The sequence below is a fragment of the Colwellia sp. SU-HH00943 genome (assembly GCF_057546125.1).
Genome location: NZ_BAAJLW010000001.1, coordinates 1,119,389 through 1,135,235 on the forward strand (window position 1 = coordinate 1,119,389; position 15,847 = coordinate 1,135,235).

Here is a 15,847-nt window from a genome sequence, read left to right on the forward strand (position 1 = left end):
CCCTTATCTAAGATTGTAATGTTGTTGCTAAACGGCTCAGTTTACCTTTTATAGAGCCATCAATGACCATGTCACCTGCTTGAATAATCAAACCTGAAACAATGTTTTTATCAACAATACAATTAAGCTTTACTTTACGTGCCAAGCGCTTTTCAAGCGCGGCGCTTAATGTTTTAGTCTGTGCTACTTTTAATTTAACAGCAGAGGTAACATCCACAGTAACTTCTTGTTCGAATTCAGCTTTTAACGCTGCAAATTCTTCAAGTACTTGTGGTAGCACCAACAAACGTTCGTTTTCGGCCATCACTTTTAAAAAGTTCTGACCTTGGCTGTCTACTTGCTCGCCACAAACATTTAAAAATAATGTTTGTGCTTGCTCAACAGAAGCGCCACCAGATAAATAACCAATAATGGTTTCATCTTTAGCAACTTCAGCAGCAAAAGTTAACTGGGCTAACCAGCTATCCATTGCTTTTGCTTCAACAGCAAAGTCGAACGCTGCTTTAGCGTAAGGACGAGCGACAGTTGTCAATTCAGACATAGCTCTTTCCTCTTAAAGTTCAGCAACGAGTTTATCTAAAATGTCGCTGTGTGCAGCGGCATCAATTGAACGCTCAAGAATTTTCTCGGCACCTGCTACTGCAAGAACAGCCACTTGTTGGCGAAGTTCTTCTTTAGCACGGTTACGTTCAGTTTCGATTTCTGCGTGACCAGAAGCTAAGATTCTTTCTTTCTCAACTTGTGCTTTACCTGCAGCTTCTTCAACAATTTTAGCTTCATGCTTTTTAGCAGCTTCTACAATAGAGGCAGCTTCAAGTTTAGCTTCTTTTAGTTGAGCAACAGCTTTCTCTTGAGCAAGCTCAAGATCTTTAGCAGCACGGTCTGAAGCAGCAAGTCCGTCAGCAATAGTTGCTTGACGAGCTTCGATGGCACCGATAATTGGTGGCCATACATACTTCATACAGAATATTACAAATACGACAAATGCGATTAATTCACCAAAAAGGGTCATGTTAATGTTCATTTGTGTACCTCCTATTTAAATTCGCGGTTAAACAATGGACTTAAAATTAAGCACCAACTGCGAATAATAGGTATAAGCCGATCGCAACACCGATCATAGCAATCGCATCAATAAGACCCGCTACAATGAACATTTTTACTTGAAGTTGTGGTGCTAATTCAGGTTGACGAGCAGCTGATTCTAAGAATTTGCCACCTAATAAACCAAAACCAATCGCAGTACCCAAAGCACCTAGACCGATTAGTAACGCAACAGCGATATATAACATATTTATCTCCGATTATTTAAAGTTATAAAGTTAAAAAAAATTAAAAATTTGTACAAAACTCAGTAAGTAAAATTGAAGTGATTCAATTCAACTAGTGATCTTCATGGGCTAAACTCAAATATAAAATGGTTAACATCATAAAGATAAACGCCTGTAATGGGATTACCAACAAGTGGAAAGCCGCCCATAAAAAGTGTACTGGCAACTGGAATAAACCAATAGTTGCTATCAGTAAGAAAATTAACTCACCTGCATATAAGTTACCAAACAAACGTAAGGCTAGTGATAATGGGCGTGCTAATAATGTAACCATCTCTAAAATAAAGTTTACTGGGTATAATGACCAGTGACCGAAAGGTTGGGTAGTTAGCTCTTTGATGAAGCCTCCAATACCTTTCACTTTAATTGAGTAGTAAATAATAAGAACAAATACACCTAAGGCTAATGCAAAGGTCATGTTTGGATCGGTTGTTGGAACGGCTTTCATATAGTTAACACCAAACCAACTGAAAATTGTTGGTATTAAGTCAACCGGTACCCAGTCCATCGCATTCATTAATAAAACCCATACAAAGATGGTTAAGCTTAATGGAGCGATTAATGGGTTGTTTCCGTGAAAAGTACTTTTTACGCTATCGTCAACAAATTCAACGATCATTTCCACAGCACATTGCCACTTACCAGGTACCCCTGTTGTCGCTTTTTTTGCTACGGATCTAAATGATAAAAGAAATACCAAGCCCAAAAATATAGACCATCCTAGAGTATCAATGTGAAGAGCCCAAAAGCCTTCTCCAACAGTAAGATTCTCTAAGTGATGTTTAATATATTCTTGGCTGGTTAATTCAGCACCTGAAGCCATATTAATTATCCCAATGATTAAAGTTTAAAAAAAATCTTTTTGATTAAGGTTTACTATCAATCACATTCTTTAATAAAAGAGGTGTAATTAATGGCATAGCCATAACCATACAAAACATTACAAAAAAAGGTACTGGCAATAGCACTAAAAATTTAAAAGCGAGTGCAAATAACAAAGCCGTGAGAACCATTTTTAATTTTACGCCACTAAAAAAGGACTCTACGACCTTTTTTGATGACTGCGCACCTGCATATTTAAATGCTTTTAGCGCAAAAACTATATTGGGTACAGTTGCTACTATTCCACCAACTAGAGTGGACTTAGCGTGTTCTATACTCCATAAAAAATATGTTATTAGCGTAACCAGTAATATCACTAACAATGTGAATAATATTTGATAAAAGGCAAATTTTCGCCCTACTCTTGTTAACTTATTATTCATTATGACTCGTTAAAAATAACTTAAAAAAGTCATCTATTGATGTAATTACTCTAAATACGAAAAAACTCGTATAGTATTAAGTTTTTTAAAGCAAAAACTTTAACGCTAAAAGTTTGCGCAAGTATACGCATTCTGGCTTTTTTTGCAAGAAATTAGGGCAGTGACCGCCCTTTATTTGTGCGAATATTTAATATTTTTTTTATAAATAGAACTAAAGAGTTAAAACAAGTAACCAAAGGTAAAAAATCCTATGTTTTTACCTTTCACTACTCGGAGGAGTTAATCAATAATTTTAAAGTTTTTATTTAATAAGCTACTGATTTTCAGATTCAACTTTACAATGAGGATCAACTTTTTCTATATCACAAAAAGGTTTTTGCTTTTTAACCGTAACTTGTGTTTTGCCATCTCCTACCCTTATACCTGTACAAGCTGTAAGTATGGAAAAAGTGACTAATGAAATAATTATCAAACTTAGCCTGTTGGTTTTATTTAATTTTTGCAATAAAGTCATCTAGCTCTGCCAAGTTTTCGTAAGATATTACCAATTTTCCTTTGCCTTTTTTATTGTGGCTTACGGCAACTTTCAAACCAATTTTATCCCTTAAGTTTGATTCTATATTACTGCTAGTTTCATCTTTTTCTTTAACTTGTTTATCTTGAACAGGGTTTTGAATCTTTTTAATTAGCGCTTCAGTTTCTCTAACGGTTAGTTCTTTCGCAGCCACCGTTCTTGCAGCATCTGCTTGTAAGCCATCCGCAAGAGAAAGTAGGGCACGAGCATGTCCCATTTCAATATCGCCATTCTCTAAGAAAGTTTTCACTTCATCATTCAAATTATTTAGACGCAGTAAATTTGTCACTGTAGTTCTTGATTTACCTACCGCCAGAGCAACCTCTTGGTGTGTTAAATCAAATTCACTCAATAAACGCTCTAACGCTATAGCTTCTTCCATAGCATTAAGATCTTCACGTTGAATATTTTCAATTAAAGCAATTGCAACAGCTGACTCATCAGGTACATCTTTAATTAGACACGGCACTTCGGTTAGTTGTGCTAATTGTGCTGCTCGCCAACGGCGTTCACCAGCTATAATTTCATAAAGATTATCACCTGTATTATTTTCTCCAATTTGACGAACAACTATTGGTTGAATAATACCTTGTGATTGAATTGATAAAGACAATTCTTCCAAAGCGGCATCAGACATATCTTTTCTTGGCTGATATTTACCTGGCGATAATTGGTTAATAGCAATTTTACTTAAATCACCATCTTTAAATTTAGTAACAGCTTCTTCTGAGCCTAATTCTTGAGAAGGTGTAATTGTTTGTGGAGTCAGTAGTGCGTCAAGGCCTCTGCCTAAACCTCTTTTTTTTGCTGGGCTCATATTATTCCTTGAAGTTACTGTGCAGTACTTTGTTCTTGATTAGTTTTTTGGCTGCTACTCGACTTTTTAGCCGGACTATTTTTCCGTAAAACTTCCCCTGCTAAAGCTAAATAGGCTTTAGCACCTGTTGAAGATTTATCATAATACATTGCAGGTGCACCAAAACTTGGGGCTTCAGCTAAACGTACATTTCGAGGAATTACACTACGATAAACTTTATCACCAAAATGACGTTTTAGTTGTTCAGATACATCATTAGCTAAACGGTTACGAGGATCATACATAGTTCTTAAAATGCCCTCAATATGCAAATCGCCATTAACCACTGAGGTTAATTTTGAAATGGTATCCATTAATGCCGTTAAGCCTTCTAAAGCATAATACTCACATTGCATAGGAACGAGTACAGAATCTGCAGCTGTCATTGCATTAACAGTAAGCATATTTAGTGAAGGAGGGCAGTCAATGATAATAAAATCATAGTAATCTTTAACTGGGGATAGCGCTGTTTTTAGTCGCTGCTCACGAGCAAATACTTCCATTAACTTTATTTCTGCTGCGGTAACATCAGTATTCGCGGCAAGTAGATCATATAAGCCTGACGTTTCCGTTTGTACAACTTCGGCAACAGGTTTTTCTTCTATCAATAATTCATAGCAGGTAGCAGGTACTTCATATTTATCGATACCACTTGCCATAGTGGCATTACCCTGAGGATCTAAATCTATCAATAAAATTTTACGTTTGGTTGCAGCTAACGAGGCAGCCAAATTAACAGCCGTAGTTGTTTTACCAACGCCACCTTTTTGATTTGCAACAGCTATAATTTTTCCCACAAGCGCCTCTATTATTATTTTTTAGGTGTTTTTATTAACTCTTTTTCAAAATAAGTACATGACGTTCGCCTACTAACTCAGGTACTTGAATTTCATGGCTCGCTACTAACTGAATATTTTCAGGTAATTTTGCCAATTCATCTGTTGGATATTGCCCTTTTAATGCAAAAAAACAACCTTGCTGTTCAGCGATTAAATGCGAACACCAGCTTACCATATCATTTAAAGATGAAAAGGCTCTACTTAACACTCCGTCAAATGGTTTTTCATCATGATATTCTTCAACTCGAGATTTAACAGGTTGTACATTAGTCAATTTTAATTGAAATACAACTTGCCTTAAAAAGGTAATGCGCTTTCCTAAACTGTCTAATAATACAAAATTTTTTTCAGGATACAAAATAGCTAATGGAATACCTGGTAAACCTGGGCCAGTACCAACATCAATAAAGTTATCTCCGTGTAATAGCTCACCAACCATTAGGCTATCCAAGATATGTTTTACTAACATTTCTTGCGGATCTCTTACTGAAGTTAAGTTATAGGCTTTATTCCATTTATGGAGTAGCTCTACATATTGAATAAGTAAATCTACTTGTTGCTGAGAAACTTGTAATGAAGTTTTAGCTAATAAAGCTTGTAGTTTCGTTGTTAGTGTCATGTTATTTTTGGTTTTTATTTAAGGTTGCAAACGCTTTTATGCGGTTTTTTTACGCAATAAACCATGCTTTTTCAAGTACACTAATAATAGCGAAATTGCTGCTGGAGTAATACCAGAAATTCGCGATGCTTTACCTAAAGTTTCAGGACGAGCATCTTGCAGTTTCGCAACAACTTCGTTTGAAAGTCCTGAAATTTGTTGATAATTAAAGTCGGTAGGGATCAAGGTATCTTCATTGCGCTTTTTCTTGCTGATTTCGTCAAGCTGTCTGTCAATATAGCCAGCATATTTAGTTTGAATTTCTATTTGTTCGGCTGCTTGAGTATCAGCAATAGCAGGCCCTAGTCCTTCTATTTTCATGAGATCGTCATAACGAACCTCAGGTCGACGGATCAAATCTTCTAAGCTAGCTTCTTTACTCATTGGATTTTTAAGTAATTTGTTTACTTGCTCAACTTGGCTATGATCTTTTTGAACCCAAGTATCTTTTAAACGTTGGCGTTCTAACTCAATATTTTCCATTTTTTCATTAAAACGTTGCCAACGAAGATCATCAACTAAACCAACTTCTCGACCTTTTTCTGTGAGTCTAATATCAGCATTATCTTCTCGTAATAATAAACGATATTCGGCACGAGAAGTGAACATTCTATAAGGCTCTTTTGTACCAAGAGTAGCGAGATCATCAATTAATACACCCATATACGCTTGATCACGGCCTAAAGTAAACTCATCACGACCTTTAACTCGGTTAGCAGCATTTGTTGCAGCTATTAATCCTTGAGCACCAGCTTCTTCGTAGCCTGTTGTACCGTTTATTTGTCCTGCAAAATAAAGGTTTTCTACAAATTTACTTTCAAGAGATTGCTTTAAATCTCTTGGATCAAAGTAATCATATTCGATGGCATAACCTGGACGCGTGATAAAAGCATTTTCAAAGCCTTTTATTGAACGAACTAAGTTCATTTGTACGTCAAAAGGTAAACTAGTAGAAATACCGTTAGGGTATACTTCGTTAGTTGTTAACCCTTCTGGCTCGACAAAAATTTGATGAGAAGTTTTATCTGCAAAGCGAGTAATTTTATCTTCAATAGAAGGGCAGTAGCGTGGGCCAACTCCTTCGATAACACCGGTATACATTGGAGAGCGATCTAAACCATCGCGAATATGTTGGTGAGTTTGCTCATTTGTGTGGGTGATATAACAAGAAATCTGCTCAGGATGATCATTAGTCGATCCCATAAATGAGAATACCGGACGAGGGCTATCGCCTGGCTGTTCTTCCATTACTGAAAAATCTAGCGTTCTTGCATCTAATCGTGGTGGGGTTCCTGTTTTTAAACGATCAATTCTAAATGGCATATCTCGCATTTTAGCTGCTAAATTTAAGCTTGCAGGATCTCCTGCACGACCACCTTGATAATTATTTAAACCTATATGTATCTGTCCAGCAAGGAAAGTTCCAACCGTTAAGACCACGGTTTTCCCTTTAAACTTTAAGCCCATTTGTGTAGAGACACCAACAACTCGATCATTTTCTAAAAGTAGATCATCACAAGGTTGTTGGAAAATAGTCAAATTCTCTTGGTTTTCTAAGTATTGACGTACAAAAGATCGATATAATGCGCGGTCAGCTTGAGCTCTTGTAGCTCTAACTGCTGGGCCTTTACTAGCGTTTAAAGTTCTAAACTGAATAGCACTGTGATCAATGGCTGTTGCCATTAAACCACCTAAGGCATCAATTTCTTTTACTAAATGCCCTTTACCTATGCCACCAATAGCTGGATTACAAGACATTTGTCCTAAGGTATCAATGTTATGAGTTAACAAAAGAGTTTTACAGCCCATTCGTGCTGATGCAAGGGCTGCTTCAGTGCCAGCATGGCCGCCACCAACAACAATTACATCATAAAACTCTTGATACCACATAAAATTTTTAACCTTAGAATGAAATATAGTTAAAGCGTTAAAACAATAATGTTTAGCGCTTAATAAATTTTGGAGACGTATTTTAACGCTTTTTTCTTCAGAGTGAAACGATCAAATGATTAAAAAGATCGGCACTTGATCTCTCTAATATATAAAAAGATCTTTATAAAGATCTTATTGTTATTACTTATTAAGGAGGCTGATCTTTGTGTATAAGTACTTTTTCATCAATTAAAATAACTATTTAACTAAATGATAAGGTTGTGATCAAACTTGGATCAAATGAAAAACAACCGGTGTTTAAACACGTTAGTTATACACAACCAATTTAAATTTAAATTATGAACACTGAATAATAATAGAAAATTAATATGTTATTCATATAAATATCCACAAACAGCTTTAAATAAAGTTATTTATGTTGATAACTTATGAGTAACACTATTATAAAAGATCTTTATTTTCTAATATCCAAAGCTGTGCAAGATCTTCTGGATCTATATCTTGACTCATATCCAGTGTTTTTATGGTTGCTAATTCATTACAACCTTTTGTTATTAATAGTTTATTTAGCTTTATTCCTGCTTGACAAAAAGTGTCATAACTGGAATCCCCCGTGGCTATGATCATAAAGTTAATTGAGGATAGATTTTGATCACAATTAGTTAGATCTTCAATGAATGCTAGAATATTATCAGGAAAGTCACCAGCGCCATGTGTCGAGGTGCAAAGTAACCAATTGCTATTTTTATCATTTTTATTGGCAAAAGTTGCTTCTAATATTGATGAAAAGTTAGGGGTTAAATGAAGTGTAGTTTGATGATTTAACTCGTTGAGTTGTTCTTCACATGCTTCAGCAACATATTCTGTGCCACCGAGCATACTACCAACAATTATTTGAAAGGAGCTCATAGTTACTTCAAGGTAATTAATAGTACAGTTATTGTAACCCTAAACAGCTGTTATGTACGAGTTTAGCTAACGTACCATAAGCTAATAATATAGTTTTAATGCTTACTTACAGCACAAGCCTTACAGATACATGCTTTGTTTTTGGCTTCTGTTGGTATTTTATCTAAAAGATCTTTTGAAAATTTTATCGCTTGGTCCTGACACCAACAGCTTTTATCAGCATCACAAGTTAAAATATTTCCACAGTCGTTAGCGTTATTACAAATTGGACAAAGTAGCGGATTAATAGATTCTGATGTTTTTGGCAAAACTACACCTTAATTTATTGAATAATTTAGACTTTTTTTTGTTAATTATTTACCAATACAAAAAGAGCTGAATATTTTACTGAGTAAGTCATCACTGGTAAATTCGCCGGTAATCTGATCGAGCTCTTGCTGGCAAATACGCAACTCTTCAGCCAATATTTCACCTGCAACATAAGACTCTAGTTGTTCTAAGCCTGTTATAAGGTGTTGGTGGGTATTATCTAAAGCGGTTAAATGACGCCTTCTTGCCATAAAGCTACCTTCAGTACTACCTTGATAGCCCATAATGGCCTTTAAGTGCTCTTTTAAGGCATCAACACCGTTGCCTGTTTTAGCTGATAAAGTAACTACAGTGTGTTTAATTTTATTGTTATCAATAAACTCAGTTAAGCCTATATTATTGTCAGTGATTGACGGGTTTATATCTGCTTTGTTTCTGACGAGTGTTAAACCAATATTTTTAGGTAGTTTTTCAAAAAATTCAGGATAATAGTTTTTGATATCTTGCTCATCTTCTAAAACACTATGGTTTTCACTGGCATCAACCATTAGTAATACGCGATCAGCTTGATTAATTTCTTGCCAAGCGCGTTCTATGCCTATTTGTTCAACTTTATCATCACTTTCACGTAGGCCTGCAGTATCAATAATATGTAATGGCATGCCGTCAATGTTGATTTGCTCTGTCATTACATCTCGGGTAGTTCCTGCAATATCTGTCACTATGGCAGCTTCTTTTCCACTTAGTGCATTCAATAAACTTGATTTTCCAGCGTTTGGACGTCCAGCAATAACCACTCGCATGCCTTCTCGAATAATGCTGCCTTGTTGTGCCTGTTTTCTAACAGTTTCTACTTGATTGATGATGTTTTTTAAATCGGTGACTATTTTAGTGTCAGCAAGGAAATCTATTTCTTCTTCGGGAAAGTCTATTGCAGCTTCAACATACATTCGTAAGTGAATAATACTTTCAACCATTTCATGAACAAGTTTAGAAAAGTCGCCTTGAAGTGAGTGCAGGGCAGAGCGTGCGGCTTGCTCTGAGCTTGAATTAATTAAATCGGCTATTGCTTCTGCTTGGGTTAGATCAAGTTTGTCATTTAAAAAGGCTTGTTCACTAAATTCACCTGGTTTAGCCATGGTGATTTTAGGAAGGGCTAAAATTGCTTTTAGCAACATATCTAATATTATCGGCCCACCGTGTCCTTGAAACTCAATAACATCTTCACCAGTAAATGAATTAGGTGCTTTAAAAAATAGTGCTATACCTTGATCTAATACTTGTTTATTAGCATCTGTAAAAGGAAGGTATTCAGCTTTTCTTATTTCGGGAAGTTTTCCTAAAATAGCTTTGGCTACATTACTCGCTTCAGGACCTGAAACACGGATAATTCCTACGCCACCACGCCCAGGAGCTGTAGCTTGTGCAGCAATAGTTGTTTTTTCGCTAAATGATGATGTCATATTGCTATTTTATACTAAATAGAGAATGTCAGTATTTTACGTTATAAAAGCTTACTATCCTACAAAAACAACAAAGGCGACCTATTCGTCGCCTTTGTTTTCTAGAAGCTAAGGTTTATGCTTCTTTAGCTTTCTTTTTCTTTTCAATGCCGTCGAAAATTATTTTCATTTGTACAATAGAGATAAGGTTGCTTATAAACCAGTATAAAACTAAGCCTGACGGGAACCATGCCATAAATATTGAAAATACTACTGGCATATATTGCATAATTTTTTGCTGCATAGGATCTTGTATCGTCATTGGTTGCATTTTTTGCATGACATACATACTAATACCCATTAATACTGGCAGTACATAATAAGGATCCATTGCTGATAAATCTTGTATCCAAAAGATAAATGGCGCATGGCGCAATTCAACACTTTCTAGAAATACCCAGTACAGTGCTAAGAAAATTGGCATTTGTAGTAATAAAGGTAAGCAACCGCCTGCAGGGTTTACTTTCTCTTTACGGTACATCTCCATGGTGGCTTGAGACATTTTCTGTCTGTCACTGCCGTAGCGCTCTTTTAATTGCGCCATTTTAGGAGCCAATTCACGCATTTTTGCCATTGAGGTATATTGCGCTTTAGTTAATGGGTACATAGCTCCTTTTACAACTAATGTGATGATAATAATGGCAACACCCCAGTTAGATACAAAGCTCTGTATGGTAAGTAGTAACCAAAATAGTGGCTGACTGATCATCCATAAAAAACCGTAATCTATGGTTAAGTCTAAATTAGGTGCTATTTTCTCTAATACTTCTTGATCTTTTGGACCGACATAAAAAATTGCTGCAGTTTGACCTTGTTGACCATTATCAATGGTGATGGCTGGGGCTTTAAATCCAACTACGGCTTCTAAATTATTCGTGAAGCTAGTGTATAGTTGGTTATTATCTTCAGCTTTTGGAACCCAAGCTGAAACAAAGTAATGCTCTAGCATGGCAACCCAGCCACCAGGGGTTGTTTTACTTAAATTAGCTTCTGAAATATCATCAAAATCATATTTTTCATAACGATCTTCACTTGTAGAGAAAGCTGCTCCGCGATATGTAGGTAGCATGCCTGAAGAAGTATCTTGCAGTGTAGATTGCTTAAGTTGACCGTACATTTGAACAGAAACGCTATTACCTGTGTTGTTATTGATCAAGTATTCAACGTCAACTCGGTAGCTGCCTTTAGAGAAAGAATAACGCTTTATAACGTCCAAACCGTTATCATCTTGAAAGGTTAAATCAACCGTTAACTCATCAGCAGTTAGTTCATAGTTAGCTTTATCACTGTTATAAATAGGACGGCCTTTTATTACTCTATCAAGCCCGTTAGCACCCGTTAAGCCTGATTGGGCTACATATTTATTATTACCATTTTGCATGATGGTAAATGGAATACCGTCGCCTTGCTCTGTTTCATAATTTAATAACTTTGCTTCAACAATATCACCACCTTGGGTATTAATTTTAATACTTAATGTATCGGTGGTAACTGAAATTAATTTTGCACCAACAGGTAAACTTTTTGTTGTAGGTGTTTGTGCGTCTGTTGACTCAGGTACAAAATCAGCATTTGCTGTTTGTTGTATATCACTACTTTGATTAACAGGAGCTTGTTCAACTACTGGCGCATTGTCTAATTGCCACTGACTAAAAAGTAAGTAAGTTACAACCATTAGCGCAATAAATAGAAGACTGCGTTGAGATTCCATAAGATTTATTTCTCTTGTTTTTTGTTGGCACGAAGTATTTTTTCGCGAATTTAATTAATAGCAAGGCATTTTAGACTAGCTTGCACAGCAAACCAACTCTCTTTTAGTGTTAGTGTGTAAAAATCAATCTAATTTTAATTAGTTTATGCTTACTTTGATGGTGGAACAGGATCATCCCCGCCTTTATTAAGGGGATGACACTTCGATATACGTTTGAGTGCTAACCAAGCACCTTTGATTACTCCAAAACGATTTATGGCTTCAATAGCATAAGTAGAGCAGGTAGGATTAAACCGACAATTTGTCCCTAACAATGGGCTAATTAGTCGCTGATAGCCTTTAATAACTGCTATGGCTAGTTTTTGAAACGGTGAATTATTTTTCGCCATATCTTTGATAACTCTTGGTTAATCTCTTTATTATCGAGTTGATCAATGCCAGACTTTACCATAACGACCATATCGATAGCTGGTAAGTCATGTTGATTTAAACGGAAGCTTTCTCTAACTATTCTTTTTATACGGTTTCTCTGAACAGCAAGTTTAACGCGCTTTTTAGCTATAGCTAAGCCAAGGCGATTATTTTTGCAAGAATCACTCGTTAAGTTAGTCGGAGTTATTAATATGGTAAAGTGGCGAGAGCCAAATTTGAGAGGTTTTTTAAATACAGATTGAAATTGACCGGGAGTCAGTAAACGAGACTCCCGATTAAATTCATAAGTAACCGGGTTGGTTACCATCTTAATTCTTTAAGAAAAAGAGTTAAGATTAAGCACTAAGGCTTGCACGGCCTTTAGCACGGCGACGAGCTATAACAGCACGGCCGCTTTTAGTTGCCATACGAGCACGGAATCCGTGGTTACGCTTACGCTTTAATACGCTAGGTTGAAATGTTCTTTTCATTACGCTAATCCGTCGGTTGTTGTTGCCCTGGCAAAACAGCCGTTATGAGCACACTGGTCTAAAAAATGAGGGCGAATTCTAAAGCTTACTTACAGCTTTGTCAAATATAATCTATGTATATTTAGTTTAAATGATCCTATAGGATCGTTCAGATCTTCATTGGATCTAGAAAAACCTGTTTAATATCCACAGCCTTATTTTGTATATTGTTTATAAATGCTTATTTTTTGTTCGGCATGTTTTAATAATTAATTAACCTATTAATCATTTTTTAGCATTAAATTATTATAAATAACTTGTATATATACCTATTTAACAAACGTTTAGTTTATTTTAACTAAAAATTTTCAATAATAGTTAAAAGTCAATATTGCACTTGTGGATAAGTATAGAGATAATGACTCTTTATAATAAAAAAGTTTCCGCTTGCTTAATCTTTTTGAAGTTCACTTTTATTCGTATTTAGTCAGAACTTTATCTCAATTTTCATTTGCTTATTAAATAAAGCTAGAGATTATTCGCAAGTAGGTCAGTTTATTTTCTTGGAGTTTTGGTTGGAACATTCACTTTGGCAGAAATGCCTTTCTGCATTGCAAGATGAATTGCCTGCACAGCAATTCAGTATGTGGATCCGCCCATTACAGTGTGTTGTTGATAATAACATTATGACGTTATATGCACCTAACCGTTTTGTTTTAGATTGGGTTAGGGATAAATACGTCAATAGAATTAATGAATTGATTGCTTTAAATGAAGAGGCGGATACTTACTTATTAAAGTTTGATGTTGGTAGTAAACCTCTTGATGCTGTTTCTCATTCACCTACAGTACCTTCGTCCAAACCCATTGGTGGTAATAGCAGTAAATCTTCAACGATAGAATCAGAAAGTAATTTACCTAAAAAAGCTAATGTTAGAGTAAAATATACTTTTGACAATTTTGTTGAAGGTAAGTCAAACCAGTTAGCTAGAGCAGCTGCTTCTCAAGTAGCTGATAACCCTGGAGCAGCATACAATCCTCTGTTTATTTATGGTGGTACAGGTTTAGGTAAAACTCATTTACTTCATGCAGTAGGTAATGGCATTTTACAAAATAATCCAAATGCAAAAATTGCTTATATGCATTCTGAACGTTTCGTTCAAGACATGGTAAAAGCGTTGCAAAATAACGAAATGGAAAAATTCAAGCAATACTATCGAAGCGTTGATGCTTTATTAATTGATGATATCCAGTTTTTTGCCGGTAAAGATAGAACACAAGAAGAATTTTTCCATACTTTTAATGCCTTATTAGAAGGCAATCAGCAAATTATTCTTACCAGTGACCGTTACCCAAAAGAAGTTGCTGTAGAAGATAGATTGAAATCCCGTTTTGGTTGGGGTTTAACTATTGCGATAGAACCACCAGAGCTAGAAACACGCGTTGCGATATTAAAGCGTAAAGCACAAGAAAGTCATATCAATCTCGCTGATGAAGTAGCTTTTTTCATTGCTAAGCGTTTACGCTCTAATGTTCGAGAATTAGAAGGGGCTCTTAACCGTGTAATTGCAAATGCTAATTTTACTGGTCGAGCAATTACTATCGATTTTGTTAGAGAAGCACTTCGTGACTTGTTAGCATTACAAGATAAGCTTGTTACTATTGATAATATTCAACGGACAGTGGCAGAATACTATAAAATAAAAGTCGCTGATTTACTTTCTAAACGTAGAAATAGATCCGTTGCTAGACCTAGGCAACTAGCAATGGCATTATCTAAAGAGTTAACTAATCATAGCTTGCCTGAGATAGGAGATGCTTTTGGTGGCAGAGATCATACAACTGTACTTCATGCATGTCGTAAGGTTGTCTCTTTGCGCGAAGAACTACATGATATTAAAGAAGATTATTCTAATTTAATTAGAACGCTTTCATCATGATACTAAGGTAGAGTGGCCTTGATGCTCTCAAATTATAATAAAACATGTGCATAACCGGGAAATAAAATGAAGTTTTCACTAAATAGAGAATTATTACTTAAACCTTTATTATTAGTTTCAGGTGCTGTTGAACGTAAAAGTACATTACCTATTTTGGGTAATATTCTTTTTGATGTTAGTAAGGAGTCACTTACTCTTACGGCTACTGATTTAGAACTCGAAATGGTTTCTTATGCTGAAATAGATAACCAAGGAGAAGATGGTAAGATAACTATTCCTGCACGTAAGTTACTTGATATCTGTAAAAGCTTACCTGAAAACTCAATGATCACCTTTAGTGCAGAAGATGACACTGTAAAGCTAAGTTCAGGAAGAAGTCGTTATTCTCTTTCAACATTATCTGCTACTGACTTCCCTAATATTGAAGAGTGGAAGGGAGATGTTGAATTTAAACTTCTTAAATCAGAATTGTTACGTTTGATTGAAAGCACTCACTTTTCAATGGCCAATCAGGATGTTCGTTATTATTTAAATGGTATGTCTATTGAAAGTGAAGGTAACGAAATTAGATCTGTTGCAACGGATGGTCATCGTTTGGCTATTTGTAAAATATCTAATGAGTCTCTTACTTTACCCGCTCGTCAAGTTATTGTTCCTCGAAAAGGAATTTTAGAAATTATTCGCCTATTGGCACCTGTAGATGAAGAAGTTCAAGTTTATCTTGGCTCAAATCATATTCGTATTATTGATACTGAATTCTCATTTACAAGTAAATTAGTTGATGGGCGTTTTCCAGATTATAGAAGAGTTTTACCTCGTAACGGCGATAAAATATTTATTACCGACAAAGAACCATTACGTCAAGTGCTTTCAAGAGCATCTATTTTATCTAATGAAAAGTTCAAGGGTGTTCGTTTAAACTTTTTTAATTCGCTTTTAAAAATTACCGCTAACAACCCTGAACAAGAACAAGCGGAAGAAGAATTAGAAATTGATTTTCCTTATGAAGAACTAGAAATAGGTTTTAATGTTAGTTACGTGCTAGACGTACTTAATGCGATTAAAGATGAACAAGTTAAGTTTACTTTAGCTGATGCAAATTCAAGTGTGGTAATAGAGGGTGCTGATTCAGGCGAAGCTTTATATGTTGTTATGCCAATGCGTCTATAATAAAGCGGC

General features: G+C 35.6%; 19 protein-coding genes. 2 read left to right on the plus strand and 17 right to left on the minus strand.

Features of this window, described 5'->3' with window-relative positions; all coding sequences use genetic code 11:
• Nucleotides 1-7 precede the first annotated feature (7 nt).
• The 17 genes from atpH to rpmH form a co-directional block, all read right to left on the minus strand.
• Nucleotides 8-541: a F0F1 ATP synthase subunit delta gene (gene atpH, locus AC27GZ_RS04920; protein WP_487093762.1), complete on the minus strand. Its 534-nt coding sequence runs from the start codon at nt 539-541 to the stop codon at nt 8-10.
• 12 nt (nt 542-553) lie between these two features.
• The gene (gene atpF, locus AC27GZ_RS04925) at nt 554-1,024 is read right to left on the minus strand and encodes a F0F1 ATP synthase subunit B (RefSeq protein WP_487093763.1); all 471 of its coding nucleotides are present in this window, start codon (nt 1,022-1,024) and stop codon (nt 554-556) included.
• Nucleotides 1,025-1,070: 46 nt separating this feature from the next.
• Nucleotides 1,071-1,292, minus strand: coding sequence for a F0F1 ATP synthase subunit C (atpE, locus tag AC27GZ_RS04930; RefSeq protein ID WP_076417406.1), 222 nt, complete (start codon nt 1,290-1,292; stop codon nt 1,071-1,073).
• Nucleotides 1,293-1,383: 91 nt separating this feature from the next.
• Nucleotides 1,384-2,154, minus strand: coding sequence for a F0F1 ATP synthase subunit A (atpB, locus tag AC27GZ_RS04935; RefSeq protein ID WP_487093764.1), 771 nt, complete (start codon nt 2,152-2,154; stop codon nt 1,384-1,386).
• A 43-nt stretch (nt 2,155-2,197) separates the two neighbouring features.
• Complete coding sequence (locus tag AC27GZ_RS04940; RefSeq protein ID WP_487093765.1) at nt 2,198-2,596, minus strand: ATP synthase subunit I; 399 nt, start codon at nt 2,594-2,596, stop codon at nt 2,198-2,200.
• Nucleotides 2,597-2,909: 313 nt separating this feature from the next.
• Nucleotides 2,910-3,110 carry a hypothetical protein gene (locus tag AC27GZ_RS04945; RefSeq protein WP_487093766.1) on the minus strand — a complete coding sequence of 67 codons (201 nt, stop codon included), beginning with the start codon at nt 3,108-3,110 and terminating at the stop codon, nt 2,910-2,912.
• Complete coding sequence (locus AC27GZ_RS04950; RefSeq protein WP_487093767.1) at nt 3,085-3,987, minus strand: ParB/RepB/Spo0J family partition protein; 903 nt, start codon at nt 3,985-3,987, stop codon at nt 3,085-3,087. The genes AC27GZ_RS04945 and AC27GZ_RS04950 overlap by 26 nt, the downstream gene beginning before the upstream one ends.
• A 14-nt stretch (nt 3,988-4,001) precedes the next feature.
• On the minus strand, nt 4,002-4,823 hold the full coding sequence (locus AC27GZ_RS04955) for a ParA family protein (protein WP_487093768.1): 822 nt from the start codon (nt 4,821-4,823) through the stop codon (nt 4,002-4,004).
• A gap of 34 nt (nt 4,824-4,857) precedes the next feature.
• A complete protein-coding gene (rsmG, locus tag AC27GZ_RS04960) occupies nt 4,858-5,484 on the minus strand; it encodes a 16S rRNA (guanine(527)-N(7))-methyltransferase RsmG (protein ID WP_487093769.1) in 627 nt (208 codons plus the stop codon).
• A gap of 36 nt (nt 5,485-5,520) precedes the next feature.
• The gene (mnmG, locus tag AC27GZ_RS04965; RefSeq protein WP_487093770.1) at nt 5,521-7,413 is read right to left on the minus strand and encodes a tRNA uridine-5-carboxymethylaminomethyl(34) synthesis enzyme MnmG; all 1,893 of its coding nucleotides are present in this window, start codon (nt 7,411-7,413) and stop codon (nt 5,521-5,523) included.
• Nucleotides 7,414-7,857: 444 nt separating this feature from the next.
• Nucleotides 7,858-8,325: a flavodoxin domain-containing protein gene (locus AC27GZ_RS04970; RefSeq protein ID WP_487093771.1), complete on the minus strand. Its 468-nt coding sequence runs from the start codon at nt 8,323-8,325 to the stop codon at nt 7,858-7,860.
• A gap of 95 nt (nt 8,326-8,420) precedes the next feature.
• Nucleotides 8,421-8,633 carry a cysteine-rich CWC family protein gene (locus AC27GZ_RS04975; RefSeq protein WP_487093772.1) on the minus strand — a complete coding sequence of 71 codons (213 nt, stop codon included), beginning with the start codon at nt 8,631-8,633 and terminating at the stop codon, nt 8,421-8,423.
• Between the two features lie 45 nt (nt 8,634-8,678).
• The gene (gene mnmE, locus AC27GZ_RS04980) at nt 8,679-10,097 is read right to left on the minus strand and encodes a tRNA uridine-5-carboxymethylaminomethyl(34) synthesis GTPase MnmE (protein WP_487093773.1); all 1,419 of its coding nucleotides are present in this window, start codon (nt 10,095-10,097) and stop codon (nt 8,679-8,681) included.
• A 115-nt stretch (nt 10,098-10,212) separates the two neighbouring features.
• Complete coding sequence (gene yidC, locus AC27GZ_RS04985; protein WP_487093774.1) at nt 10,213-11,847, minus strand: membrane protein insertase YidC; 1,635 nt, start codon at nt 11,845-11,847, stop codon at nt 10,213-10,215.
• A gap of 149 nt (nt 11,848-11,996) precedes the next feature.
• Complete coding sequence (gene yidD, locus AC27GZ_RS04990; protein ID WP_487093775.1) at nt 11,997-12,236, minus strand: membrane protein insertion efficiency factor YidD; 240 nt, start codon at nt 12,234-12,236, stop codon at nt 11,997-11,999.
• The gene (gene rnpA, locus AC27GZ_RS04995; RefSeq protein WP_487093776.1) at nt 12,203-12,586 is read right to left on the minus strand and encodes a ribonuclease P protein component; all 384 of its coding nucleotides are present in this window, start codon (nt 12,584-12,586) and stop codon (nt 12,203-12,205) included. The genes yidD and rnpA overlap by 34 nt, the downstream gene beginning before the upstream one ends.
• A 28-nt stretch (nt 12,587-12,614) precedes the next feature.
• Nucleotides 12,615-12,749, minus strand: coding sequence for a 50S ribosomal protein L34 (gene rpmH / locus AC27GZ_RS05000; protein ID WP_487093777.1), 135 nt, complete (start codon nt 12,747-12,749; stop codon nt 12,615-12,617).
• Nucleotides 12,750-13,303: 554 nt separating this feature from the next.
• Here rpmH and dnaA point away from each other — a divergent pair.
• Together dnaA and dnaN are read left to right on the plus strand one after the other, a co-directional pair.
• Nucleotides 13,304-14,668, plus strand: a complete 1,365-nt coding sequence (gene dnaA, locus AC27GZ_RS05005; RefSeq protein ID WP_487093778.1) for a chromosomal replication initiator protein DnaA — start codon at nt 13,304-13,306, stop codon at nt 14,666-14,668.
• Nucleotides 14,669-14,734: 66 nt separating this feature from the next.
• A complete protein-coding gene (gene dnaN / locus AC27GZ_RS05010; protein ID WP_487093779.1) occupies nt 14,735-15,838 on the plus strand; it encodes a DNA polymerase III subunit beta in 1,104 nt (367 codons plus the stop codon).
• Nucleotides 15,839-15,847: the final 9 nt, after the last annotated feature.

Excerpts from the sequence above, each read along its gene's own strand:
- atpH (WP_487093762.1), bottom strand. The coding sequence starts at position 541 with ATGTCTGAATTGACAACTGTCGCTCGTCCTTACGCTAAAGCAGCGTTC.
- atpF (WP_487093763.1), bottom strand. The coding sequence starts at position 1,024 with ATGAACATTAACATGACCCTTTTTGGTGAATTAATCGCATTTGTCGTA.
- atpE (WP_076417406.1), bottom strand. The coding sequence starts at position 1,292 with ATGTTATATATCGCTGTTGCGTTACTAATCGGTCTAGGTGCTTTGGGT.
- atpB (WP_487093764.1), bottom strand. The coding sequence starts at position 2,154 with ATGGCTTCAGGTGCTGAATTAACCAGCCAAGAATATATTAAACATCAC.
- AC27GZ_RS04940 (WP_487093765.1), bottom strand. The coding sequence starts at position 2,596 with ATGAATAATAAGTTAACAAGAGTAGGGCGAAAATTTGCCTTTTATCAA.
- AC27GZ_RS04945 (WP_487093766.1), bottom strand. The coding sequence starts at position 3,110 with ATGACTTTATTGCAAAAATTAAATAAAACCAACAGGCTAAGTTTGATA.
- AC27GZ_RS04950 (WP_487093767.1), bottom strand. The coding sequence starts at position 3,987 with ATGAGCCCAGCAAAAAAAAGAGGTTTAGGCAGAGGCCTTGACGCACTA.
- rsmG (WP_487093769.1), bottom strand. The coding sequence starts at position 5,484 with ATGACACTAACAACGAAACTACAAGCTTTATTAGCTAAAACTTCATTA.
- mnmG (WP_487093770.1), bottom strand. The coding sequence starts at position 7,413 with ATGTGGTATCAAGAGTTTTATGATGTAATTGTTGTTGGTGGCGGCCAT.
- AC27GZ_RS04970 (WP_487093771.1), bottom strand. The coding sequence starts at position 8,325 with ATGAGCTCCTTTCAAATAATTGTTGGTAGTATGCTCGGTGGCACAGAA.
- mnmE (WP_487093773.1), bottom strand. The coding sequence starts at position 10,097 with ATGACATCATCATTTAGCGAAAAAACAACTATTGCTGCACAAGCTACA.
- yidC (WP_487093774.1), bottom strand. The coding sequence starts at position 11,847 with ATGGAATCTCAACGCAGTCTTCTATTTATTGCGCTAATGGTTGTAACT.
- yidD (WP_487093775.1), bottom strand. The coding sequence starts at position 12,236 with ATGGCGAAAAATAATTCACCGTTTCAAAAACTAGCCATAGCAGTTATT.
- rnpA (WP_487093776.1), bottom strand. The coding sequence starts at position 12,586 with ATGGTAACCAACCCGGTTACTTATGAATTTAATCGGGAGTCTCGTTTA.
- rpmH (WP_487093777.1), bottom strand. The coding sequence starts at position 12,749 with ATGAAAAGAACATTTCAACCTAGCGTATTAAAGCGTAAGCGTAACCAC.
- dnaN (WP_487093779.1), top strand. The coding sequence starts at position 14,735 with ATGAAGTTTTCACTAAATAGAGAATTATTACTTAAACCTTTATTATTA.